The organism is Dendrosporobacter quercicolus (assembly GCF_900104455.1).
Lineage (GTDB): Bacteria > Bacillota > Negativicutes > DSM-1736 > Dendrosporobacteraceae > Dendrosporobacter > Dendrosporobacter quercicolus.
The window spans coordinates 77,836-103,450 of sequence record NZ_FNHB01000003.1; the positions used below are offsets into that span (position 1 = coordinate 77,836).

The following is a 25,615-nucleotide window of genomic DNA, read 5'->3' on the forward strand; positions in this document are numbered from 1 at the left end:
AGAATAATGATTATCAATATCAATGCGGGAGTGTATTATGAACAATCAATCAACCGTTACGCCCTGGCTGCTCACCCGCCCTGACGCCAGGGATATCATCCGCGTTTTCTGCCTGCCGTACGCCGGCGGCGGAGCGTCTGTGTACCGGGGCTGGGCCAAGGAACTGCCTGAAGGGGCGGGCATTTATCCCATTCAGCTTCCGGGCCGGGAAAACCGGATTGCCGAACCGCCGGCGCGTGATATGACAACGCTGGTTCATGAGATTTCCCGGGCTATTGTCCCTTATTTGCAGCAGCCGTTCATTTTGTTCGGCCACAGCCTGGGGGCTCGGCTGGCGTTTGAGATTGCCCGGAACATCCGCCGTAAATGGAATTTACAGCCCAGCCGTCTGATTGTCTCCGGCAGCCGTGCGCCGGAAATACCTGAGCCCAAGCCGCTGCACGGCTTGCCGGACAGCGCGTTTATCGAGGAACTGCGCCGTTTTTCGGGAACGCCGGAAGCTGTTTTGCAGAGCCGCGAGCTGATGGAGCTTTTTCTGCCGGTGCTGCGGGCCGATTTTACGGTTGATGAAACTTACGTCTATTCGGCTGATAAACCGCTGGAATGCCCGATTTCGGCTTTCGGGGGAACCAAAGACCCGGAAGCCGGCTCTAAAGAGGTGCAAGGCTGGGCGCGGCATACTAGTTGCTCTTTTTCACTGGAAATGCTGGAGGGAGGGCACTTCTTTCTGCAAACGGCCAGACCGGCGCTGCTGCGGTCGGTTGGTAAAATTCTTCTGGGGCATCTGGCCGCTGCGGCCGTTGCCGGAAAAAAGGAGGTTAACGCAGGCTTATGATACCGTTGCTGGAAGACATACGGGCGATTTACCGGCATGACCCTGCCTGCCGGAACCTGGAGTTTTTGCTTTATCCATCCCTGCATGTAATTACCGTGCACAGAATTGTTATCCATCCGCTTTACCGCCTGGGAATGCCCTTTCTGCCGCGTATGTTTTCCCAGCTGATGCGTTTTTTTACCGGTATTGAAATTCATCCGGGGGCGAAAATCGGATCAGGTTTTTTTTGTGATCACGGCTGCGGGGTAGTCATTGGGGAAACGGTGGAAATAGGGCGCAACTGTACTTTGTTTCACGGCGTTACCCTTGGCGGAACCGGCAAAGCCAAACGCAAGCGCCATCCCACCATCGGCGATCATGTCTACATCGGGCATGGCGTAACCATTCTGGGGCCGGTGATGATCGGCAGCAACAGCAAAATTGGCGCCCAGACGGTAATTGTCAACCGGGATGTTCCCGAGCATTGCACTGTCATCGGCTCGCCGCCTAAAATTATCAAACTGGCTGGAAATAAGACGGAAATCGATCTTCCTGTTTCAGACTACAGATATGCTGAGAGACAGCAGGAAGGCAATGAGAAAAAAACGGTGGAACAGGTCTGCCTGGACAAGCCGTAACCGACTTGGAGGAGGAATTGGGAAAATGGAAGCAAACAGGAAATGGCCTGCCTATGCAGAGCAATACGAACGGCTGGGATATTGGGAGCCGCTTACACTTGGCCGGCAGCTTGCGTTATGGGCTGAGGAGCATGCGGACCGCATCGCCCTGGTTGATGGGGAGACGCGCCTTACCTACCGGGAGCTTGACCGAAAGGCCGGTGAGCTGGCTGCGGGTTTTTTTCAGCGGGGCATTAAAAAAGGCGACCATGTGGTTGTTCAGCTGCCCAACCGGATTTCTTTTATACTGACTTGTTTCGCCTTGTTTCGTCTTGGCGCACTGCCGGTGATGGCCCTGCCGGCGCACCGGGAAGCCGAGCTGGACGGCATTTTTTCTCTGACCCAGCCGGTTGCCTATATTATTCCCGAAACATTTTTGGGGTTTGACTATCAAAATATGGCGGAGCGTTTGGCAAAACGGCATTCGTCCGTTCAATTGATCATCCTCGACGGCGAGAATGGGAGAAGCCATGTCCGGCTTAGGGACATCAGCGGCCCTCCGGTTGATTTTGTCTCTCCTTCCCACCGGGATATTGCGCTGCTGCTCTTATCGGGCGGAACCACCGGAACGCCCAAGCTGATTCCCCGAACCCATGCCGATTACGCTTATAATGCCAAGGCTTGCGCGCGGCGCTGCAAACTCGGCTCTCACAGCGTCTACCTTGCCGTTTTGCCGGCAGCCCACAATTTTCCGCTGTGCTGCCCGGGCATTCTTGGTACGCTGTCGGCCGGCGGCCGGGTGGTTTTATGTCCGACCACCAGCTGCGAGGAAGCTTTTCCGCTAATTGAGAAGGAAGGGGTTACCATTACCGCGCTCGTTCCCGCGCTGGTCAATATGTGGCTGGATGTCCTGGAATGGGATACCTCCAGCGATATTTCCAGCCTGGAAGTGCTGCAGGTGGGAGGAGCGATGCTGGACGCCAACATTGCGAGGCGCATTACCCGCGAGATGGGGTGCAAACTGCAGCAGGTTTTCGGCATTGCCGAAGGCTTGATCTGCTGCACCTCGCTCGACGATGACGAGGAAACCATTCTCGGTTGCCAGGGGCGTCCTTTAGCGGCTGATGATGAGATCAGGATCGTCGACCACAACGGGCAGGCGGTCGTTCCCGGAGAATACGGCGAACTGCTGGTGCGGGGACCTTATACGATCAGGGGCTATTACCGCGCGCCGGAACAAAACAGCAAATGCTTTACCGCCGATGGCTTTTATTGTTCCGGGGATAAGGCGAGAATAACGCCGGAAGGCAATATCCAAATCGGCGGACGGATCAAAGAACAAATCAACCGGGCCGGGGAAAAAATTATGCCGGCGGAAATCGAAGCGCATCTTCTGGCTCATCCGGACATCCGGGACGCCGCTGTGGTCGGCCTGGCCGATGAAAACCTCGGGGAGCGAAGCTGCGCCTTCCTAATGACCGAGGACGAAGCGCTGACCCTTAGCGCCATTCATCAGTATTTACGGGACCGGGGCGTCGCCCGCTACAAACTGCCGGATCAAATGGAACGGGTTGAATACTGGCCGCTGACCAGCGTCGGCAAGGTGGATAAAATGAAGCTGAAACAAATGGCGGAGTATAAGGCGCAGCCGGGAGAAGTGAAACCAATCGCCTACCGGGAAGAGCGCGTGCCTTATGGCGGGAACATTTATCTGGCGGCGGCGCAAATCGCCGAAGCTTTTGACGAGCCGTATCTGCTTTATGAAACCGGGCAGGAGCTTTCTGTGGGGCTGGGCGTCCACGCCCTGCTCACGGTTGAGCCGGACTATACGACACTGGCAGTGGATAACAAAGTGGTGAAGCTGAACAATCAAGACCTGAGCAATACCATTGACAAGGCTTTAGACCAGGTCCGGCTTAGAAACTGGCGTGCTTACGGCATTGCCAATTTCGCTCTGGCCCGCCATTACTGGCAGTTGCCGCTGCTGGAGGAGGATAACTGCCTGCTGAAGCTGGTCATTCCCAAAGTCGAAGTCAGATTCAGCAAAGGCGAGGTTCTATGGCGGGCCCTGGACGAGGAAAGCTTTCGCCAAACCGGCGAACTGGTAACAAGCATTGCGGACGGCGGACGGCGCGAAGCGGAACAGGCCCTGCTCCAGCGTTTGAACACCCAAAAAGTGGAAACGCCCGGCGTCAGGACTCATAACGCCGAAAGCTACCAGCAGGTGGTGGCGGAGGCGGTACGGGAAATCCGGGAGCGTAAATACCAAAAAGTCATTTTGTCCCGTAAAATTCCGCTCGGTACAAAAATCGATATGGTTGCCAGCTATATTGCGGGACGCCAGGTAAATTCGCCCGCCAGGTCATTTTTGCTAAACCTCGATGGTTTACAGGCGGCCGGATTTAGCCCGGAGACGGTGGTCGAGGTGGACCGGGACGGCTGGGTAAGCACGCAGCCCCTGGCCGGAACACGGGCGCTGGGCGACCAGGAGGAGGAAACGCGCCGGCTGAGAGAGGAATTGCTGCATGATCCCAAGGAGGTTGCCGAGCATGCAGTTTCGGTCAAGCTGGCCTTTGAGGAAATGCGCAGCATTTGCAGCGCCGATACGACTGCAGTCAGCGAATTCATGTCGGTACTGAGCCGCGGCACGGTACAGCATATTGCTTCACGACTGACCGGTAAGCTAAAACCCGGCTGCAATTCGTGGCATGCCTTTCAGGCGCTGTTTCCCGCCGTAACGGCTTCCGGCATTCCGAAAAAGGAAGCCCTTGAGGCGATCGGCCGTCTGGAAGGGCAGGCGAGAAATCTATACAGCGGCTGCGTCCTGATTTATGACAGTGACGGGGCCCTGGACGCCGCTTTGGTGTTACGGACAATTTTCCAACAAGACAATCAGGCCTGGCTGCATGCCGGAGCGGGTATTGTGGAAATGTCGGCGCCATCCAGGGAAATTGAAGAAACCAGAGAGAAGCTCAGCAGCGTCTCCCGACGCCTGGTTGCTGCTTTGCAGTTCTAAAGGAAAGAGAGGAATTTGTTATATGAACAATCGGCCAAACAGCGCCAAGGCTTCAGACCGCATACCGCCCGAATATGAAGAAGTAAAAGCACAGATTCGGGCGATGCTGCCCGCAGCCGCCCAATTTGACGAGCAGCAAAACTTAATCGAACTAGGTCTGGATTCACTGCAAATGATGAGGCTGGTCAATCAGTGGCGCCGCCGGGGCTGCCAGGTCACTTTCGCCGAGCTGATTGGCGATCCCTCATTGAACGCCTGGTGGTCGTTGCTCCAGAGAACCCGGCTCCCCGGAGACTGCCGGGAAAGCGGGGAACAGCCCGCAACCGCAGCGCCTTTTCCTCTTACTGACGTACAATACGCTTACTGGGTCGGCCGGCAGGACGACCAGGCGCTCGGCGGTGTAGGCTGCCATGCTTATCTGGAGATCGACGGCGGCAATATTGACCGGGAGCGTTTGGCGGCGGCCTGGACAACGCTGCTGGACCACCACGGAATGCTCCGGGCCAAATTTCTGGCTGACGGTCTCCAGCAAGTAATGGAAGTTTCCGGGGCGCAGCCGCTTGAGGTCAATGATTTGCGCTCAGCTTCCACAGAGGAATGCCGGCGGGAATTGAAGCGCATCCGCGGCCGGCTGTCCCACCGGCGGCTGGCCGTGGAAAAAGGCGAGGTTGCCGGGCTGTCGCTCAGTTTGCTGCCGGGAGGGCGCGCACGTCTGCATTTTGATATTGATTTGCTGGTGGCTGATGTCCAAAGCCTGCAAATACTGCTGCGGGATTTAGCGGCTGCTTATGCGCGCGGCGTCCGGCCGCCTGCACCCCGGAACTGGAGCTTTGGCCGGTATTTACGGGACGAGGAGCAGCGCCGGGCTGCGGACCGGGAAACCGCCGCCCGCTACTGGCAGGAGCGTCTGGACTCTCTGCCCGGCGCTCCCGGACTGCCGTTGCAGGAAAAACCGGAACGGCTGAAATTTCCGGTGTTTCAGAGACGAACTTATTTTATCCGGGAAGCGCAATGGAAATCGCTGCAGCAGCTCTCCGCCGGGTATCGGGTCACCCCGGCCATGACGCTGCTGGCCGCTTACGCCGAAGTCCTTGATCGGTGGAGTACAACTTCCCGGTTTTTGATTAATATTCCCCTGTTTGACCGTCAGACCGGGGAAGCCGGACTGGAGGAGGTCGTGGCTGATTTTACCAATCTGCTGCTGCTGGCAGTGGATTGTTCTTCGCCGCAATGCTTTGTGGAGCGGGCGAGAAGCATTCAGGCGCAGTTTCATCAGGATGCGGCGCATACCGTTTATTCAGGGGTTCAGGTCCAGCGGGATCTGGCCCGCCTTCGTCCGGGAGAACGCTATGTTGCGCCCGTGGTCTTTGCGTGCAATCTGGGTTCTCCGCTGATTAACGAAGAGTGTGAAAGTACGCTGGGCCGGCTGGGTTACATGATTTCGCAGACGCCTCAGGTATGGCTTGATTTTCAGCTGTATGAAACGGACGGCGGGCTTTTGCTGGCCTGGGATGCGGTGGAAGAGCTGTTTGCCGACAGCGTAATCGACCGGATGTTTGACGCCTATGCCCGCCTGATTGAATGGCTGGCGGAGGGAAAGAACAACTGGCTGCTTTATCCGACGGTTTTCCAACGAAATACGGCAATGGAACAGGCTTTAACCGGTTTTTCGGAATTGCCTCCTGCGTGTCGTCTGCATGACGGCTTTTTTGCGCTTGCCGCCGCTCAGCCGCACAAGACGGCGCTCGTCAACAGCGCTGACGATACCTGCATCACCTATGGCGAATTGGCGGACTATGCCTTGCGGACGGCGGCCCTGCTGGAACAAAACGGCGTCAGGCCCGGAGATGCCGTTGCCGTAACCCTGCCGCGCTCACCGGAGCAAATTGCCGCTGTATTGGGCGTATTGGCGACCGGCGCCTGCTATGCGCCGGTCAGTGTGGCCCAGCCGCCTGCCCGCCGGGCCAATATTCACCAAAAGGCGGACATCCGGTTTGCCCTTACCGGCCGGAGCGTCGCCCCGACGGTGGAATGGCCGCCCGGAACCAGGGTGCTGCCGCTGGAGGACGGAGCCGGGCTTATGCCTCTGGCGGAGCCTGCGGCGGGGCCGGTGGATGATCCCGCCTACATTATCTTTACTTCAGGCTCCACCGGAGAACCGAAAGGCGTACAGATCAGCCATGCCGGGGCGTTTAATACCATAGTGGATATCAACCGGCGTTACCGGGTCGGCGAACAGGACCGTATTCTGGCTGTTTCGGCGCTGGATTTTGATTTGTCCGTTTATGATATTTTTGGCTTACTGAATGTGGGCGGTTCGCTTGTTGTGCTGCCGGAAGGCGTCCGGCGTGAGGCCGGGCAATGGCTGAAACTGCTGGATAAATACCAGGTAACGCTTTGGAACTCGGTGCCTGTGCTGCTTGATATGCTGCTGGTGGCCGCTCAAAATGCAGAAACCGGGTTGCCGCTCCGGCTGGTCATGCTTTCCGGCGACTGGATTGGTCTAGATTTGCCGCCTAGGCTAAATGAGCTTGCCCCACAGTGCCGGCTGGTTGCCATGGGTGGAGCGACGGAGGCATCAATTTGGTCGAACTATTTTGATGTAGCCCTGCCGCTGCCGGAAAACTGGACTTCCGTTCCGTACGGACGCCCGCTAAGCAACCAAAAGTACCGGATTGTCGACGGCAAAGGCAGGGACTGCCCGGACTGGGTTGCCGGCGAGCTGTGGATCGGCGGGGCAGGCGTTGCTCTTGGCTACAAGGGCGATCCTAAACTTACCGCCGAACGGTTTGTTGATTACAGCGGCTCCCGCTGGTACCGTACCGGGGACCTGGGAAGGTACTGGCCGGACGGAAATATTGAGTTTCTGGGCAGGAAGGATTTTCAGGTGAAAATCAAAGGTCACCGCATTGAATTGGGTGAGATTGAGGTCGCTTTAAGGGAACATCCGGAAGTCCGGAACGCGGTCGTTCAGGCTGTGGGACCGGCTAAGGGTAACAAACAACTCATTGGCTATGTGGTCCCAAAACGTCAGCGGCAGTCTCAGTTATGGGAAGCAGCGGACGCTGACGGCGCGGCTGAGATTTGGCAGGAATTGTTGCAGGCAGGTCATGAAGGGAGCCGTGAACTGCCGGCCGGATTGAGGCCGGAGCAATTTGCAGAATTCCATTCTTTTTTGGAGAACCTGTCATTGGACTGCATCTGCCATGCGTTTGAGCAGACGGGAGTTTTCAGAGCTGGCCGAGACCGTTATACGCTGGAGGAATTGCTGCGTGAGGGTCGCATTGCGCAGCGTTATCACGTTTTAATTGCCGGCTGGTTAGAAATTATGGCAGATGAGGGGCTGCTCGTAAGGGAGGCAACGGGCGTTTTTCGCCGTCTCCATTCAACTGCGGTCCGGACAGGGAAAGCGTGGCAGGAGCTTTCGCCGGAATGGCGGGCCTACGCCCGGGGGATTTTACAGTATATCCAGGAAATTGGCGAATACCATGCTGGCTTATTGACAGGCAGGGTAGACCCGCTGGGGCTGTTTTTTACGGAGAAATCCCGGTTGTCTCCGGAACAGCTGTTGCGTCAGCTTCCCGGCGTTGATTATCGAAATAGCATTGCTAAAACCCTTCTCGGGGCAGCCATCCGGCAAAAAGCCGGGGCAGGGCCGGTCCAAATATTGCAAATCGGCGCAAGAAGTTCCGGTTTAACCCGCGAACTGACGACATTGCTGCCACCTGGGAACGCCGTGTACACCTGCACCGATTCTTCTGCCTTTTTTCTGAATGAAGTCAAACAAGGCCTCGAAGACCGGAATGGGCTTGCGTTCAGTCTGCTGGATATTGAAGAAGACCCGCAAGTCCAGGGCTATGTGCTTCATCATTATGATATTATTGTCGCTCCTGACTCCCTGCACCGGACCAGGCATATCGGAAGCACGCTGGCGCATGTGGAAGCCCTGCTGGCCCCCGCCGGCTTACTGCTGATGATGGAAAAGACGGTAAACAGCCGCCTGCAACAGGTCGGCACCGCTTTTCTGGAAGATGGTTTTACCCGGTTTGAGGATGAACGGAAGGGAACGCGCCTTCCGCTGCTATCGTCGGTTCAGTGGGAGGAAGCGTTGCAGCGGAAAGGGTATGGCGGGATTGCTGTTTTTCCTGGTGCGGAGGAAGCTGCGGCTTGCTTTGGACAGCAGGTGATTGTCGCTCTGGCGCCCCAGTCTGTGCATCGTTTTCATCCGGAAAAACTAACTGATTTTTTGCAGCGGAAACTGCCGGACTATATGGTTCCCTCGGCCTTTATCCCGCTGGCTGCACTGCCGGTGACCGCCAACGGCAAAGTTGACCGCCAGGCGTTGCCTGCGCCTGTTATTGCGCAAGAGGGGGCGGGAAAATTATTTACCGAGTTAAAAACAGAGACGCAACAACGGCTGGCCGTGATTTGGCGCAGTATTTTCAGTCTGGATCGCATCGGGGCGGACGACAACTATTTTGCACTGGGCGGAGATTCACTGCTTGCCACCAAGCTGAGTGGCATGATCCGCAGCTCTTTTGGCACTGAAATGAGTCTGGCCAGCATTTTTGAACTGCCAACAATCGCTCAGATGGCCGTGCATATTGAGAGGCTGCTGGAGAAAACGCCGGATCAATCCGAGTTTGGTCAACTGCCGGTCCTTGTCCCCGCTCCCGGAGAGCAATTTCTACCCTTCCCCTTGACCGACATTCAGCAGGCTTACTGGTTTGGGCGGAGCGGGATATATTCGCTGGGCAATGTATCCACCCACTGTTACTTTGAAATTGAAGAGTCTGGGCTGGATGTTAATCGAGTTACTGACGCCTGGCGGCGTTTAATTGACCACCATGCCATGATGCGGGCGGTAATGATGCCTGACGGACAAAGTCAACGGGTTTTGCAGGAAGTGCCTCCTTATCATATCGTAACTTTGGATTTGCGGAACAGTAATGCCGGGGAAGTTGAAGCCGGGTTAAGCCGTATTCGGGAGAAAATGTCCCATCAGGTTCTGGATGCCGGCCAGTGGCCGTTATTTGAAGTTAGGGCGTCTTTGTTTGGTGAGAACCGCGTCCGGCTGCATGTCAGCTTTGACAACCTTATTTTTGACGGCTGGAGCATGTTTCACCTTCTCAGCGAATGGGGCCGGCTTTACCGCCAGCCGGAAGACGAACTGCAGATGGTGGACGTATCTTTCCGGGACTATGTATTGGCCCTGGAACGTCTCAAGGATTCCGGTTTATACCAGCGTGATCGGCAATACTGGTTTAACCGTTTGGCCGACCTGCCGCCAGGGCCTGAACTGCCCCTGGCGCAAAATCCAGATTTTCTTCACCGGCAACGGTTTACCCGTTTGTCTTCCAGCCTGAACAACGGTGCATGGCGACGGTTAAAGGAGCGGGCGGCAGCAGCGGGGTTAACTCCCTCCGGTGTTTTGCTTACCGCATATGCCGAGGTTCTTAGCATTTGGAGCAAACGTCCGCAATTTACCATCAATCTGACGCAGTTTAACCGGCTGCCATTGCACCCGCAAGTAAGCCGTATTGTCGGTGATTTTACTACACTGACATTGCTGGCGGTAGATCATTCCAGCGGCAAGACCTTCCTTGAACGGAGCCGAAATCTGCAGCAGCAGCTTTGGCAGGACTTGGACCATGCCTACGTCGGCGGCGTAGAAGTTCAACGGGAATTGGCCAGGCAGCGCGGGGATCAGCAAGGGGCGGCAATGCCTGTCGTGTTTACCAGCGCATTGGGGGTTAATCAGTGGAACGGCGAGGATACAAGTGAAAGATGGCTGGGTAAGCTGATCTATAACATTACCCAAACCCCGCAGGTGTGGCTGGATCACCAGGTTGTGGAGCAGAATGGGGAGCTGCTCTTAATTTGGGATGCTGTAGCGGGATTATTTCCGCCGGGGCTGCTGGAGGATATGTTCGGTTCTTATTGCCAGTTGCTGGAACGTCTGGCTGATGAGGAAACGGTCTGGCGGGAAAAAACGCCCAATCTTGCTTTAGTTCCTAGGCTGCACGCAAGAGTACAAGCGAATGATACGGGTGTGCTTCTGCCACAGGAACGGCTGGAAAGTTTATTTGAAAAACAGGTTATTCGGCAGCCGGAGAAACCTGCCGTACATTCACCCGGGCTTACTTTGTCTTACCGGGAACTGGCCGGTCGCGCCAGCGGGGTTGAAGCCTGCCTGCGGGCCAAAAGGGTTCGCCCGAATACGCTGGTAGCGGTGGTTATGGAGAAAGGCTGGGAGCAGGTTGTGGCGGCGCTTGGCATTCTCAAATCAGGAGCGGCTTATTTGCCGATAGATCCGGCCTATCCGGAGGAGCGCCGCCAAGAATTGTTGCAGAACGGCCATTGCAGCATTGTTCTTACTCAATCCAGGCTGGAAAAGAAGCTTAACTGGCCGGAAGAAGTTGAACGCATATTGGTCGATCAACTGAAAGCGGCAGATCGTACAGGCGATCTGCCGACGCCTACAGGGTCGGTGACGGATCTGGCCTATGTGATTTACACCTCCGGTTCGACGGGCGTACCTAATGGGGTTATGATTGATCACCAGGGAGCGGTAAACACCATACTGGATATTAACCGGCGTTTTGCCGTTGGTCCGCAAGACCGGATATTAGCTCTCTCTAATTTCAATTTTGACCTTTCGGTATACGATATTTTCGGAATGCTGTCAGCCGGGGCTGCAATCATCCTACCGAAAGCGGAGCAAAGCAAAGATCCTGCTCACTGGCTTGCATTGCTGCGCGAGCAAAAGGCAACCGTATGGAATACTGTGCCTGCGCTGATGCAAATGCTGCTGGAATACGTTTCCTGCAGAGCAGAAACAATGCCCGCATCGCTGCGCCTGGTATTATTAAGCGGCGACTGGGTGCCGGTGACTATGCCGGACAAAATCAAGACACTGTTCCCCGGTGTTGACGTGGTCAGCCTGGGCGGAGCCACAGAGGCCTCAATCTGGTCTAATCTGTATCATATTCAGAAAGTAGATCCTGAGTGGAAAAGCATCCCTTATGGCCGGCCTCTGGCCAATCAGCGCTATTATGTTTTGAACCAGTTTATGGGGGACTGCCCTGTTTGGGTGCCGGGTCAGCTCTATATTGGCGGCGCTGGTCTGGCCAAAGGCTATTGGAACAATGAGGCAATCACCAGAGAACGGTTTATTGATCACCCCCGGACAGGAGAACGTCTCTACTTCACCGGTGATCTGGGCCGTTATTTACCTGACGGCGACATTGAATTCCTGGGCCGGGAAGATTTTCAAGTAAAAATCAGGGGTCACCGGATCGAACTGGGCGAGATCGAAGCAGTGATGAGGCGTATTAACGGGATGAAAGACGCGGTTGTGGGAGCAACGGGGGAACTTTTAACGGGATACGTAGTTCTTAAGCCGGAGGAAGGAACGAAACTGTTTACCACGGATTGCGCTGATTCCCGCGATTGCGCCTTACGCTGGCACACCATCAAGAAAGCCGGGCAATTCCAGGCTGCCCAAATTCCATCCGGCTTGGATGTTGAGGAAGTGAAGACATTTCTGGAGTCTGCCGAACAGATAAGTTTGGCCTTCATTTGCCGTATGCTGGCTAAGCTGGGAATATTCCGCAATGAAAGAGAACAGTATTCCCTTGATGAATTGATGGAGCGGTTTAAGCTGCAGCGGCGCTACCGACCGCTGATTGGGCATTGGCTGAATATTCTTATTGAAGAGCGAATAGTGGAAAAAGATGAAGCCGGTCTTTATCTCAATCACCATTCTTTACCGGCGCTGTTGCCTAAGCTAGACAAAGAAGGGAATTTTCCGGGCTTATCGGAAACGGCGGCAACGCTAGCTACAGCGTTTAAGCGCGATGATTCTGTTTATCTGGAGCTGCTGCAAGGAACACTTGATCCGCTTGAGCTTTTTGTCCGGGAAGATGCTTTTCTGACGCCTGACGCTATGAACCAGTTTAACCTTGCCCGGGGGTATTATACCGAACTTGCCCGTGCGACGTTCAGCGCCGTGCTTAACACTTATCCGTCTGACAAGGAAATACGGGTGATGGAAATCGGGGGGAGGACGGGCAACTTGGCCGGAGAGCTTGTCAAACTGCTTACTCCCGGCAAGGACCGCTATCTTTATACCGATGAATCCGCCTATTTTACAGACCAGGCAAAAGGCAGACTTAGCGAATTTCCTCCTATGGAATACGGGCTGTTAGACATGAATAAAGCGCCGCTTCAACAAGGCTACGAGCCTCATGCGTATGATGTGATCATTGCGGATAATACCTTGCATCGGACCAGAAATGTGAGAACAGTGCTGGAGCACATAAAAACGATGCTGGCGCCCGGCGGAATCCTGCTTTTTACAGAAACAACGCGCAACAACCGCCTGATGATGACCACCACCGGCTTCTTTGCAGATGGATTCAGCCAGCTTGAGGACGAACGCAGTCTGAGCGGTATTCCTTTGCTTACGGCAGAAAAGTGGCGTGAAGTCTTGTCTGAGAAAGGTTTTGCGAAAACGATAGCTTTTCCGGCGAATGGCCAGACCGCTGAACAATTCGGTCAACATCTGCTTATGGCGCAGGCGCAGGAAGCAGTCAGCGTTTTTAAACCATCAAATCTGGCTGATGAAATACGGTGCAAGCTGCCCGCTTACATGGTGCCGACCACTTATATTCTCTTGGAAAAGCTGCCGTTAACCGCCAATGGGAAAGTGGACCGGAAAGCCTTAGCACAGCTTGGCAAGGAGAAAGCAGGCTTGCCTGTGAAAACCCACACTCCGCCTGCTACCGAAACGCAAATGAAACTGGCAAGCGCTTGGAAAGAAGTGCTGAATTGTCAGCAGGTAGGAATTCATGATAGTTTTTTTGAGCTGGGAGGGGATTCTTTACGGGCAATTCAATGCATTAATTTGTTAAAAACAAAATACAGCCTGGAGCTTTCACTGCCGGAGCTTTTCGAAACGCCTGATATTGAACGTCTGGCCAGGCTTGTTGAAGTAAGCGGCAGCGGGGGGGGCGAATTGACGGCCGATTGTGAAGAAGGAGTAATATAACCGTGCGCTAACTATCGTATGCCGTTTTTAGGAAGCGGTTTAAGCAGAAGGCGGGGCTTCGTCATGGTCCTATCAGGAACATTTCAGTCTGGATGCTGGAAGGAGAATGATCATTGGATAAAAAAACAATAGGGATTTTGGGAGCGACAGGCTATGTGGGTCAAGAGGCGGTCAGAACTCTGCTCGCGTTTACAGGTCATAATATCGTTCTGGGCGGGCGGAATATAACTAAAATCTGCCAGCTTTTTCCTGAAACAACTGCAAAAGGCGACTGCTTCCAGGTGGATATTTATGACCGGCAAATGCTTCACCGCTTTTGCGGTAATTGTGATATCGTTGTCAATTGCGCGGGACCGGCAAATAAAATTTCAGATACGATTGCCCAGGCCGCGATAGAGCAAAGGGTTCATTACGTTGATGCTTCCGGCGGCGAGGTATTGCTGCAGCAATTACGGCGGAGAGAGCAGGAAATAGTGAAAAACAATTTATTGTTTGTTGTCGCCTCCGGGGTGTACCCTGGTTTATCCGAGCTGTTTCCGGCTTACATTGCCGAAAAGTATTTTGATGATATGGATTCACTGGAACTGTTTTTTGCTGGTCAGGGGGCGTTTTCCCTGAATGCAGCCTATGACATTGTATGCGGTATTGAAGCGGACAGCGGATCAGGCATGACCTGCTATCAGCATGGCGCGGTAAAAAGGATCAGCGGCAATTTTCACACTAGCTACACGCTGCCGTATCCCGCCGGCCAGCTTGATACTTATCCGGTGATCAGCCGGGAATTTGAGCAGATGGCCAAATGTTATCCTATTCAATCGGCTCGTTTTTACAATACGTATGCCAATAAAGCCGCATTCCATACGTTGGTGATGATTAAAGCAATGAAACAATATAAGACTGAAGAACAGAAAAAAGCTTCTGCAAAAAAACTGGCGGAACAATTCGATATCAGGAGAAAAGCGATTGACGATTTTACTATGTTTCATTTAATTGCGGCCGGAAATAAAAGCGGCCGGCGTGTACGGCTAGCCGCCAACCTGCTGTATAGAAGCGATTGGAATGCTCTATCCGGTAAGGTTGCTGCAAATGTAGCCAGAATGATCATTGAAGGAAAGCAGGAGAAAAGCGGTTGTTTTTTTGCAGCCGAAGGGGTCGAAGCGGCTAAAGTGGTCGAGGCATTAACCGAACAAAATATTGAGCTGAAACTACACTAACGGAGAATAAAGCGGAGGTGGGACGAATTGAGCGGCAATCAGCAGTTGCGAACCGTGGTATGCGGTTCGCGGTTTGGACAATTCTATATGGAAGCGCTGAATGCACTGCCGGGGCAGTTTAAATTAACAGGTTTGCTGGCGAAAGGCAGTGTGCGTTCACAAAAATGCGCCGAACGCTACGGTATTGAGCTGTATACCGACGTCGGCCAGCTGCCTGCCGACACTGACCTCGCCTGCGTGGTGCTGCGTTCCGGCGTTATGGGCGGTGATGGCACTGCGGTGTCGTTAAGCTTGTTAAGTCGCGGCATTCACGTTATTCAGGAGCAGCCTGTTCATCATAAAGATTTGGCTGATTGTCTGAGAATGGCGCGAAAAAACGGCGTATACTTCCGAACCGGCGATCTATACGTACATTTACCTGCCGTGCGCCGATTTATTGCTTGCGCACGGCATATACTGGAGCTGCAGCAAGCGTTGTACCTTGACGCCGCCTGCGCCACTCAGGTTTCTTTCCCCCTGATGCACATTTTGCTGGACGCATTGCCGTCCCTGCGTCCCTGGAAGGTAAATCAGGCGGTTAAAAATGAGGGGCCTTTTCAGCTATTAACTGGTGTTCTAGGCAATATTCCTATGATCTTGAGAGCACATAATGAAGTAGATCCCCAGGATTCCGACAACCATCTTCACTTGCTGCACCGCCTGACCATCGGAGTTGACGGCGGTAGTTTATCGCTTGTGGATACGCACGGACCGGTTATTTGGCAACCGCGTTTACATGTTCCTGAGCATCACGATCTTGCCGGTGAGTTTTCCGTCTCTCCGCCCGGCTATTTATTGGAGCATAGCACGCAGCTTTTGGGACCGGCGCCGGCCGACAGCTATCAGGACATTCTTCTGCGCCAATGGCCTCAGGCAATTGGCCGGGATCTGACTATGATGAGAGACATGATACGGGAAGGATCATCCATGGATACAAGAGCGCAGCAGGAATTGCTTGTCGCCCGTCTGTGGCAGGATGTGACCGGCGCATTAGGCTATCCGGTCCTGCGTTCCCACCACATCCACCAGCCGCTGGCATCGGACGTATTGCACCAAACGGCTGCGGCTGTTGACGAAGAGCGGGAGGAATGCGCCGGAGGCAAGCCGCTGGCAGGGATGGCGGGCCTTAATGCCGGTCAGGTGCGTGAATGCCTTAACCGTCTGGAAGAGGCAGCCTTGTCTTCCATGTTATTTGCGTTGCAGTCGCAGGGAACGCTGGATAAGGCAAAGCAGAAATACCGCATAGAGGATATCTTCTCGACTGTACAGGTGGCTTCCCGCCATCAACACTTAGTTTTGCGCTGGCTGCAGCTGCTTGCCGAGCGTGGCTGGCTCACCCGGTATGACGGTTGCTTTGGGGGGGGCGCACCGGTGACAGCGGCGATGATGCTTAACCGGTGGGAATTGGTGAAAGAGGCGTGGAACGGAAAACTGGGCTCGCCTCTCACCATAGAATATTTGATCAGCAATGCTGAACAACTTCCCCAGTTGCTGAGCGGCGCACAGCAAGCGGCATTGTTATTATTTCCCGAGGGGCGCATGGACATCGCCAGCGCCTTGTACCGTGATACTATGATCGCACGCTTTCTTAACCAGGCGGTCGCGGAGACGGTAATGGACATTGTCAATAGCAGTAAGAGGGAAAAATTGCATCTACTGGAGCTTGGCGCCGGGACTGGAGCTACTACTGATGTGGTTGTCAACAGCTTAAACGCTGCCGCAGAGCAAATTAGTTTTGACTACTTATTTACCGACATTTCAAATTTTTTTCTGGCCCAAGCGCGTCAACGTTTTAAAAAATGTCCCTGGATGGAGTTTCGTGTTGTCAACATTGACGAGAACCTTTTTTCTCAGGGTCTGACCGAACCCTTTGATATCGTGATTGCGGCAGGTATGCTGAACAATGCCCGCAACGTGAATCAGACCATGCAGAATCTTATGCTTGCTCTTGCGCCGGGAGGATGGCTGTTAATCACGGAGCCTGTGCGCGAGTTTCCGGAAATGCTGATTTCACAGGCATTTATGATGACCCGCCCGGAAGATGACAGGAAAAATACAAAAACAACTTTTTTATCCACAGAGCAGTGGTTGCATGTATTTCGCCAAGCCGGCGCGCAGGATGTTAAGATGCTGCCTGGCGAGGAACATCCGCTTGCTCTGATGGGACAAAAACTATTTATTGTGCGGAAAGGAGTGTAATTTATGCTGCAGAAGGCTAAAGTCAATCCGGCGGAATTGCTGACACGACTGCGCAGCGAAGGCGCTTCGGTATGGGCGGAGCAAGGCAAGCTGCATTACCGGGCGCCAAAAGGCTTGTTAAAAAATAGTGATTTGCAGGCGCTAAAAGATTACAAAAACGATCTTTTGCATTTGCTGCAGTCCGAAGCTGTACCGGCCACCGTCACGTCGGCACCTGAAGAGCGGTTTGACCCATTCCCCCTTACCGATGTACAGTCGGCTTATTTATTAGGACGGCAGGGACTGTTCAGCTACGGCGGTGTGGCCTGCCATATCTATATGGAACTGAATTATCAGGAACTCGACCCCAAACGAACAGAGGCAGTCTGGAATCAGCTTATCCAAAGGCATGATATGCTGAGATCGACCATACATCCGGAGGGATACCAGCAGGTCAGGCGGTCGGTTTCTGATTTTGCAATCACTTTTAGTGACGCCAGTGGCTGGGATGAGGAAAAGTCAGCGTACAAATTTAAAGAAATCCGGGAAGAAATGGGACACCGCCTCTACCGGACCGATCAATGGCCGTTGTTTGATATTGCCGTCACCAAAACCCGCAACTACACGGTGCTGCACCTTTCTATGGATTTGCTGATTGCCGATTGGTTTAGCATTTGGAAACTTCTAGAGGAATTTGAGGTGCTTTATCAAGCGCCTGAGCGGCGCTTGCCCGAGCTTACAATTCATTTTCGTGACTATCTGCTTGCTGAACGGAATATGCGGGAAGGCACGGCCTATTTGCGCGATAAAGCCTACTGGCTTCAGCGGATAGCCGCTTTACCATCAGCTCCGGTTCTGCCTTTAGCCAGGCAACAGGAAAAAACTGCAGCCGTAAGATTTCGGCGGCGTATGCTGCGTTTGAATAAAAAGAGCTGGGACAGTCTTAAGCAATATGCCCAGCAGGCGGGCTTAACGCCAACAGCAGTAGTATTAGCCGCCTATGCGGCTGTAATCGAAAGATGGAGCGAGAACAGGGAGTTTTGTCTGAATCTTACTTTGCTGAACCGGTTGCCGCTGCATCCGCAGGTTAACGATATTGTAGGCGATTTCACATCTGTCAGCTTGCTGGCAATTGACTGGCACAGCAAAAATTCCTTTACAGAGCAGGCGAAACGCTTACAGAAACAATTACTAAGGGATTTGGAGCATCGTCTATTTTCCGGAGTGGAAGTTCTGCGGGAAGTAGCGCGCCGGAGCGGTCGGGAAGCCGCCTTGATGCCGTTGGTGTTTACCAGCGCTATCGGCCTGGTTGAGGCTTCAGCAGAAAAGCGTCTGCAGGGCGAACTGGGCGGGTTCGGCGTTAGCCAGACTCCACAGGTTTTCATTGATTGTCAGGCGATGGACAGTCCGGCCGGGCTGCAAGTCAACTGGGATGTACGTGAAGGCGTTTTTCCGGACGGAATGGCGGACGATATGTTCGCTGCGTTTGAAAAACTGTTGCGGGCGCTGGCCGGAACACGACAGGTCTGGGAAACGGAAGAAAACGTAGCTTTGCCTGATTGGCAATTGGCTGAAAGACAAAAAATCAATGCCACCAAAGAAATTTTTCCGGTGCGGCAACTGCATCGTCAGGTGCTGGCTCAGGCGGAAAAAACGCCGGATCTTGCAGCGGTTATTGATTCCGGGGAACAGGTCAGTTATGCTCAGCTGGTTCAACGGGCGGCGGCTGTGGCGGAAGAATTAAAGCAGCGGGGTTGTACGGTTCAGGACCGGGTAGCAATTGTTATGGATAAGGGCGTGCACCAAGTTACGGCAGTACTCGGGGTATTGCTGGCAGAAGCCGTTTATGTTCCAATTGACATAAAGCAGCCGGAATTGCGGCGGGCGGTTATGCTGGAGCAGGCAAATGTGCGGTTTGCTTTGACGTGCTCAGCCGCTTGGTTAAGCTGGCCGGAGACGGTACAAACAATAGAAGTGGACAAATTAGAGGCGCGGCGTACTCCCGTCGTTTCAGGTGAAGAGCATCTTGATTTGCCTGCTTATATTATCTATACTTCCGGCTCCACCGGAACCCCCAAGGGCGTAGTGATCAGCCACCGTGCGGCCGCCAATACCGTAGCTGATATAAATCGCCGCTTCGGGGTTACTCAGAGCGACAGGGTCCTAGGCTTGGCCCTGCTGAGTTTTGACCTGTCGGTGTATGATATCTTTGGTCCCTTGATAGCAGGAGGCGCTGTGGTTTATCCCGATTCTGACAGACGCAACGATCCGTCACACTGGGTTGAGCTTATGTCCCGGTATGAGGTTACTGTGTGGAACTCCGTACCGGCCTTGATGCAGATGCTGATTACTTATTTACATTCAGAGCAGACGGCCTCGCTGCCGCAATTGCGTCTGGCCCTGCTTTCCGGCGACTGGATTCCGCTGACTCTGCCGGATATGGTTGGTCAACGTTTGCCGGGCGTGCAGGTTGTTAGCCTGGGTGGCGCCACTGAAGCGGCCATTTGGTCTATTTATCATGTCTATAAGGGGCTTGAAGACGGATGGTGCAGCATTCCCTACGGCCGACCGCTGGCAAACCAAGGGTTTCGTGTGCTGGATACGGCCAAGCGTGATTGTCCTGTATGGGTTGCCGGAGAACTGTATATTACAGGTTTGGGTTTGGCAGAAGGCTACCTGGGCGATCCTGAAATTACCACAGAACGTTTTTTCCTCCATCCTGAAGATGGACAGCGGCTTTACCGCACCGGGGATCTGGGGCGATATACACCTGGCGGCGAGATTGAGTTCCTGGGACGGAGAGACAATCAGGTTAAAATCAAAGGGCATCGAATTGAGCTTGGTGAAATTGAGGCCGTGCTGCTAAAACATCCGGCTGTTTCAGCCGCCGGCGTTACAATTGATGGCTCCGGTAATGATAAAGAGTTATTGGCTGTTGCCGAAATCCGTACGCAAGAACGGCAAAGCGATGCGGAGCAATCGGCATTTCAGGCCTTAACAGCCGGAATTAATGAACTGGCCGATGCTGTAGCAACCGGTCTCGACAAGGCTGAGGTTGATTGGGCGGCACAATGCCTTGAACAAGCAGCTCTCCATACAATGCTGTATACGCTAAGGCGTTTAGGGCTGTTTTCCAGTTGTGATGCTGCCTATACTATTGAAGACATTCTGCAGGCCGATGGCATACTGCCTCCATTTCACTGGCTGGTACGGCGCTGGATCGCCAAGCTGGCCGATGCCGGTTTGCTGCTGGAAAACCCTGAACAACAGTTTAGCTGCCCGAACGCTGCCGACATAAAGACAGTAGCTGGATATTGGCGGCAGGCTGAGGCGGCTTGGAATGAAAAGCTTGGCTCGGCGAAGTTTATCGCCTATATTCGTCGTAATGCCGATGAACTGCTGAATTTGCTGAGCGGGCGGCAGGATCCGGCATCCCTGTTGTTTCCGGAAGGCAGAACTGAATATGTGCAGGCTATCTATATTGATCATGTAATGGCCAACTATCTGAATGACTGCATGAGTACACTTTTAAAACGCATTGCAGCAGGCAAGCCGGGTCAGCCATTACGGATTTTGGAGGTTGGAGCCGGCACAGGAGCGACTACGGAAAGGATACTGCAAGCTCTTGATGGAGTAGAAATCGATTATCTTTTTACTGATGCCGTGTCCTTTTTTCTTCCAGCGGCCAAATCTCGCTTCGGACAGTTCCCGGGAGTCCGCTTTGGTATTTTTGATGTAGATAAGGACTATCGGGCGCAAGGTTTGACGCCAAACAGCTTCGATGTTGTATTAGCCGCCGGGGTACTGGAAAACGCCCGTGATATTCCGGCTAGCATGAACCGGGTAAAGGAGCTGCTTTGTCCGGGCGGCTGGCTGGTATTTACCGAACCAACGGAGGAACACGCCTGGATTCTAATTTCTCAAGCGTTTATGATGACAGAACCCGGGGATAGCTTGCGGGCGGGATATTCTTCTTATCTGAACCGGCGCGATTGGCTGGAGGTGCTAAAAGAGTACGGTGATGGACCTGTTTTAGCCCTGCCTGAGGCAGGCCATAAGCTTACTGCTTTGGGCGTCCATCTATTCGCCAAACGGTTAAAACAGGACAAGATTCCGGTTTGCGCGCCGGAATTAATGGAGTTTCTTGCTAACCGCCTGCCGGGTTATATGCTGCCCTCCCATCTGCAGATTGCTGACGAACTGCCGCTTACAGGGAATGGAAAGCTTGACAGAAAGGAATTGGCCAAGTGGCGACCTGCCCAAATTGCAGGAAATTTGGACACGGAACCGTCTGAAAAAAGCAAGGATTTGCTTGAAGCACAGCTTGCCAGACTCTGGTCTGAGGCGTTAGGCGTTTCTGCGCTGGGAAGAAATCAAAACTTCTACGATTATGGCGCTGACTCTTTGATCATGGCGCAAGTGGCCGGGAGGTTGCGGGACCGGTTTATGGCGGATGCTGCTTACGGCCAAATTCCGTATGACGTTTTACTTAGGCAAATGCTCAACTTTCCAACAATTGCCGGTTTAGCCGAGTTTATCCGTTCCTATCGCCAGAAAACGGAGCTTTCCAATGATAAGCTGTTGCCGGAAGCGCAAAGCACAAGCTCCAGCAATGCGGTGCTTACTAATTTCGGCGGAGAGGAGACCGGGCTGCTCAGAGTTGTTTTCCACGCCGTTCTAGGTACGATGGACACCTTCCGGCGGCTGTTGGAACATCTTAAAGCGCAGAATCTGGGCTGCGTAATGGGGGTTGCTATCGCGGATACTGAACGGTACTGCGCGCATGAACCGGAGAAACTCATAGAAGCCGTAGCCGATGATTATGCCTCGCGCCTGCTCGCCAGCGGCTACAAGAAAATGCAGCTGATCGGTTATTCTATGGGAGGGTTGATCGCCGTTGAAGTTGCCAGGCGTTTGGTGGAAAATGGGGTAGACCTGGCGGATTTGGTACTTATTGATATTCCGCCTATGCTTTTTGAGATTAAGGATGACCTTCTTATAGAAGCGCTGTTTGTCGCCAATCTGAAGATCAGCTTTGAACAGGCTGGGTTTGGCGCAGTTGGACAGTCGGCTTTGGCGCGGGGTTTTTTACAGCTTCTTGCAAAGCATGACAACCATGTTCCGCCAGGAGCTGTTTGCACAATTGGCGGTGATGAAGAACTGGATCAGGTTGGCGCGTTATTCCGGCGCTTGTCGCTTCTTAGTAAAAGAGAACGTTTTACAGCTTATGTCAATACAATGAATACTGTTCATGGTGAGCAAATGCCGGTCGAAATGGCTGAAGGTCTGTTTCAGGTTTATTGTCAGAGTTTCAAGGCTGCGTGCTTTACACCTGCGCCTTATCTGGGGAATATCCGTTTGCTACTGACTTTGGAACCCTTTAGCTTTTTGCCTGGACCAAATGAAATGACCGCTGACTTCTGGCGGGAAATTTGTCTTGGCGACTTGGACGTGGCCGAAATCGAAGGGAACCATTTTACTTGCATTGAGGAAGAACCTAAGGTGAGTAACCTTGCTCAAATGATAGCAGCACCCTTAAACCGGGATTGAACACTCATACGTTATGGTCCTGAGCATAATATCGTCCGGTAATTCGCAGTGCCGGACGATATCCTCTTTTTAAGCCGTGAGGTATGTTTGCTGGCAAATAGTAAAAAATCCGTTTACTGTTCATCAAATCCGTTTACAGGTAGAAGCGTTCTTTTTTAACTAGGTATAATTAAACAATGAAACAGATAATCGTTATCAAATTTGCGGAAAGGAGGACATGATGACAGAGGTCATTGATTTTAAGGCGTCCAAGCCTGATCCGCGGGTATGGCTGTTTTTAATTATCATCGTCTCATTACTGACTTTTTTGTGCGGCAGCCGGCTTGAACTGTTTGTTTTATTTATCTTTCTTAGCGCTGTTATGGCCTGGCAAAAAATGACGGCGGCAGCGCTTGCTTTTAGCGCAGCCTATGCGGTGCTGCTGGTGCTCATTGAATTTTTCCGCTTTTTGCCGGTACAATCGGTCAGTATGGTATTTTCAATGCTCATTCTTCTGATTTTCCGACTTATTCCTGTTTACATGGCTTACGTCATCCTTTTGGAAAGAGCTCCTTTGAATGAACTAATGACCGCTCTGGGGCAGATGCACATACCGAAAATGCTCATCATTCCTTTGGCGGTGGTTTATCGCTATATTCCCACGCTGCAGGGGGAAATCAAGTATATCAGGGACAGTATGACAATGAGAGGACTTAACGTTTCCTTCGCCGGAATGGCGTTGCACCCTGGGCGGACGGTTGAAATGATGATGATTCCGCTGCTGATCCGCAGCGCCAAGTTGGCGGATGAATTGTCGGCGGCGGCGTTGTGCAAGGGACTTGATGAGCGATGTGCCAGGACCTCCTTCAGCGAAGTCCGGTTTGAGAAAAGCGATGCCGTTTGCTGTAGTGTTTGGGCAATGATTGCCGCGCTGTTTGTTTTGTTTCATTATCTACCATTTAGATAGAAGCCTATCCGGAAAAAACGCTGCAGCAGTTGTTTTTGAGGTTTGCATAGAAAGGGGAACGGGAAAAGACGGTGATTCAATTCCAGCATGTATACGTGACTTACAGGAGCAGCGGCAGGGAATCGCTTACCGATTTCAGTCTGCAGGTCAAACCAGGGGAATTTGTTGTCCTGGCTGGCAAGAGCGGCTGTGGAAAAACGACGGCAACCCGTTTGATAAACGGCCTGATTCCCCATTTTTTTGACGCTGAATTACGGGGCGAGGTTATTATCGGGGGCCGGAATGTCAAGACAGCGTCCATCCGGGAAATCGCCCGCACGACGGGTTCTGTTTTTCAGGACCCGCGTTCCCAGTTTTTTACCTTGCAGGTACTGAGTGAGCTTGCTTTTCCCAGTGAAAACTATGGGCTCGATCGGCGCGTCATGCAGGAGCAAATTCAAACGGCTGTTCGGGAACTGGGCCTCGGCGGATTGCTGACCAGATCGCTGTTCGCTCTCTCCAGCGGAGAAAAGCAAAAAGTGGCGATCGCCTCCGTTTATGCGCTGGGGCCGCAAGTTTACGTTTTGGATGAACCGTCCGCCAATTTGGATGACGCTGGAACGGAGCAGCTTGCGGCGATATTGAAAACACTCAAAGCCCAGGGCCATACGATCATTATTGCCGAGCACAGGCTTTCCTACTTGAAAGGGTCGGCCGACCGCGTAGTTCTTCTGGAGGGCGGGCTATGGAAAGAGGAATACAGCGCTAACTCTTTTTTTACAAAACCGGCGCAGTGGCTGCGTAATAAGGGCTTTCGCGGCCTGGACAGGCCGGTCCTGCGCCCGGGAATCAAGGAGACTGGCTCGGCAGTGAAGGCGCCTTTTTTAGAGGCTGTGGATATCTCCTTTGGCTACAACAGAGGAACACCGGTTTTGAATGATATTTCTTTACAGGCTGATCGCGGAGAAGTCATTGGTATTATGGGGACAAACGGGGCAGGGAAAAGCACATTGCTGCGGGTGCTGATGGGACTGGAAAAACCGGCCAAAGGAAAAATTCTGATTGACGGGGTTCCGGCCGGCAGCCGGACTCGCCGGCGCCAGTCCTTCTATGTGATGCAGGATGTGGACTATCAGCTGTTTGCACCAAGTGTATGGGAGGAACTTTTGCTGGGCAGCAAGGCATCCGCCGATATGGTGAACAAGGCGGAAGAGTATCTTCGCTTCTTTCAGCTTGACTGCGTAAAATCAGCTCATCCCGCGGCTCTTTCCGGTGGACAAAAGCAGCGTCTGGCAATTGCTGTGGCTTGTATGCGAAATGCCGGTTTATTGTTTCTGGATGAGCCTACCAGCGGACTGGATGGAGAAAACATGGCCAAAGTCAGCGGCATGATCAAGAAACTGGCCCGGGATGGGCGTTGTATTTTTGTAATTACTCACGACACTGAGTTTGCAGCAGCCACTTTTGACCAGATTTACCATTTGTCGGAACACGGTCGGCTGAGCGACCGGCATTTGCCGGAGCTTTATAAATACGAAGAAAGGGAGGAATTGCCATAGCTCCGCAAAATAATCAGGCTGTACGTTACTTAATTACCATTGGTATTTTTAATGCGTTATTTATTGGAATTTGCCTATTGCTGGGTTTTACTATTGGACTGGTTCCGGTGATTTTGGTTTTAATGCCGATCCTTTTAGCCATTCCGGGAGGCATTATTTTTATGCTGATGATCGCTAAAGCGCCGCTGCATGGAATTTTCATCATTAGCGGAGCGCTGCTGGGGCTGGTTATGCTGAATATGGCTCCGGCCGGCGTTTTTGGACTGAGTATTTTTGCCGGAGGCGTTTTGGCCGAGGGCGTCTTTCGACTGCTGGGCCGGAAAAGCTTTGCCGCCGCCGCAACCGGCTTTGCCTGCTATATGCTGGGCTTCGCCGTCGGGGAGGGCTTTCCCCTTACCTTTATGAAAGAGGCTTATCTGGCGCAGCAGGCGCCGAACGGAAGCGAACAACTGGCGGTGCTGCAGGGCTGCCTGGATTTGATGAATCCGGCCATGTTTGCGCTTATCTGCCTGCTGACGGTTGTTTCCGCTTATTTGGGCAGTCTATGGGGCAGGCGGCTGATTCAGTCGCATTTTAGTAAAGCCGGCATTGTATAATTTTAAATAATCTCACAGATGATTTTTTAGTGGTGTGACTAATGAATGGGGTGGT

10 protein-coding genes are annotated in these 25,615 nt (G+C 53.1%); all 10 read left to right on the plus strand.

The annotated features are described in order from the left end of the window. The first annotated feature begins 37 nt into the window (after positions 1 to 37). The 10 genes from BLR06_RS08540 to BLR06_RS08585 all read left to right on the plus strand — a co-directional run bounded on the left by BLR06_RS08540 (position 38) and on the right by BLR06_RS08585 (position 25,560). A complete protein-coding gene (locus BLR06_RS08540; protein ID WP_092071394.1) occupies positions 38 to 835 on the plus strand; it encodes a thioesterase II family protein in 798 nt (265 codons plus the stop codon). Next, the gene (gene epsC / locus BLR06_RS08545; protein ID WP_092071396.1) at positions 832 to 1,452 is read left to right on the plus strand and encodes a serine O-acetyltransferase EpsC; all 621 of its coding nucleotides are present in this window, start codon (positions 832 to 834) and stop codon (positions 1,450 to 1,452) included. The genes BLR06_RS08540 and epsC overlap by 4 nt, the downstream gene beginning before the upstream one ends. A gap of 25 nt (positions 1,453 to 1,477) precedes the next feature. After that, positions 1,478 to 4,447 (plus strand): salicylate synthase, encoded by a 2,970-nt coding sequence (locus BLR06_RS20245; protein ID WP_092071398.1) that lies wholly within the window; start codon positions 1,478 to 1,480, stop codon positions 4,445 to 4,447. A 22-nt stretch (positions 4,448 to 4,469) separates the two neighbouring features. Then, positions 4,470 to 13,499, plus strand: coding sequence for a non-ribosomal peptide synthetase (locus tag BLR06_RS08555; RefSeq protein ID WP_092071402.1), 9,030 nt, complete (start codon positions 4,470 to 4,472; stop codon positions 13,497 to 13,499). A gap of 113 nt (positions 13,500 to 13,612) precedes the next feature. Then, positions 13,613 to 14,713, plus strand: a complete 1,101-nt coding sequence (locus BLR06_RS08560; protein WP_092071405.1) for a saccharopine dehydrogenase family protein — start codon at positions 13,613 to 13,615, stop codon at positions 14,711 to 14,713. 27 nt (positions 14,714 to 14,740) lie between these two features. Beyond that, complete coding sequence (locus BLR06_RS08565) at positions 14,741 to 16,951, plus strand: bifunctional Gfo/Idh/MocA family oxidoreductase/class I SAM-dependent methyltransferase (protein ID WP_092071408.1); 2,211 nt, start codon at positions 14,741 to 14,743, stop codon at positions 16,949 to 16,951. 3 nt (positions 16,952 to 16,954) lie between these two features. Beyond that, the gene (locus tag BLR06_RS08570) at positions 16,955 to 22,480 is read left to right on the plus strand and encodes a non-ribosomal peptide synthetase (protein WP_092071411.1); all 5,526 of its coding nucleotides are present in this window, start codon (positions 16,955 to 16,957) and stop codon (positions 22,478 to 22,480) included. Between the two features lie 217 nt (positions 22,481 to 22,697). Beyond that, positions 22,698 to 23,426, plus strand: a complete 729-nt coding sequence (locus tag BLR06_RS08575) for an energy-coupling factor transporter transmembrane component T (protein ID WP_245698084.1) — start codon at positions 22,698 to 22,700, stop codon at positions 23,424 to 23,426. A 71-nt stretch (positions 23,427 to 23,497) separates the two neighbouring features. Further along, positions 23,498 to 24,964: an ABC transporter ATP-binding protein gene (locus BLR06_RS08580; protein WP_092071417.1), complete on the plus strand. Its 1,467-nt coding sequence runs from the start codon at positions 23,498 to 23,500 to the stop codon at positions 24,962 to 24,964. A 32-nt stretch (positions 24,965 to 24,996) separates the two neighbouring features. Further along, positions 24,997 to 25,560 carry an MptD family putative ECF transporter S component gene (locus BLR06_RS08585; RefSeq protein ID WP_281242276.1) on the plus strand — a complete coding sequence of 188 codons (564 nt, stop codon included), beginning with the start codon at positions 24,997 to 24,999 and terminating at the stop codon, positions 25,558 to 25,560. The last annotated feature ends 55 nt before the right edge of the window (positions 25,561 to 25,615 follow it).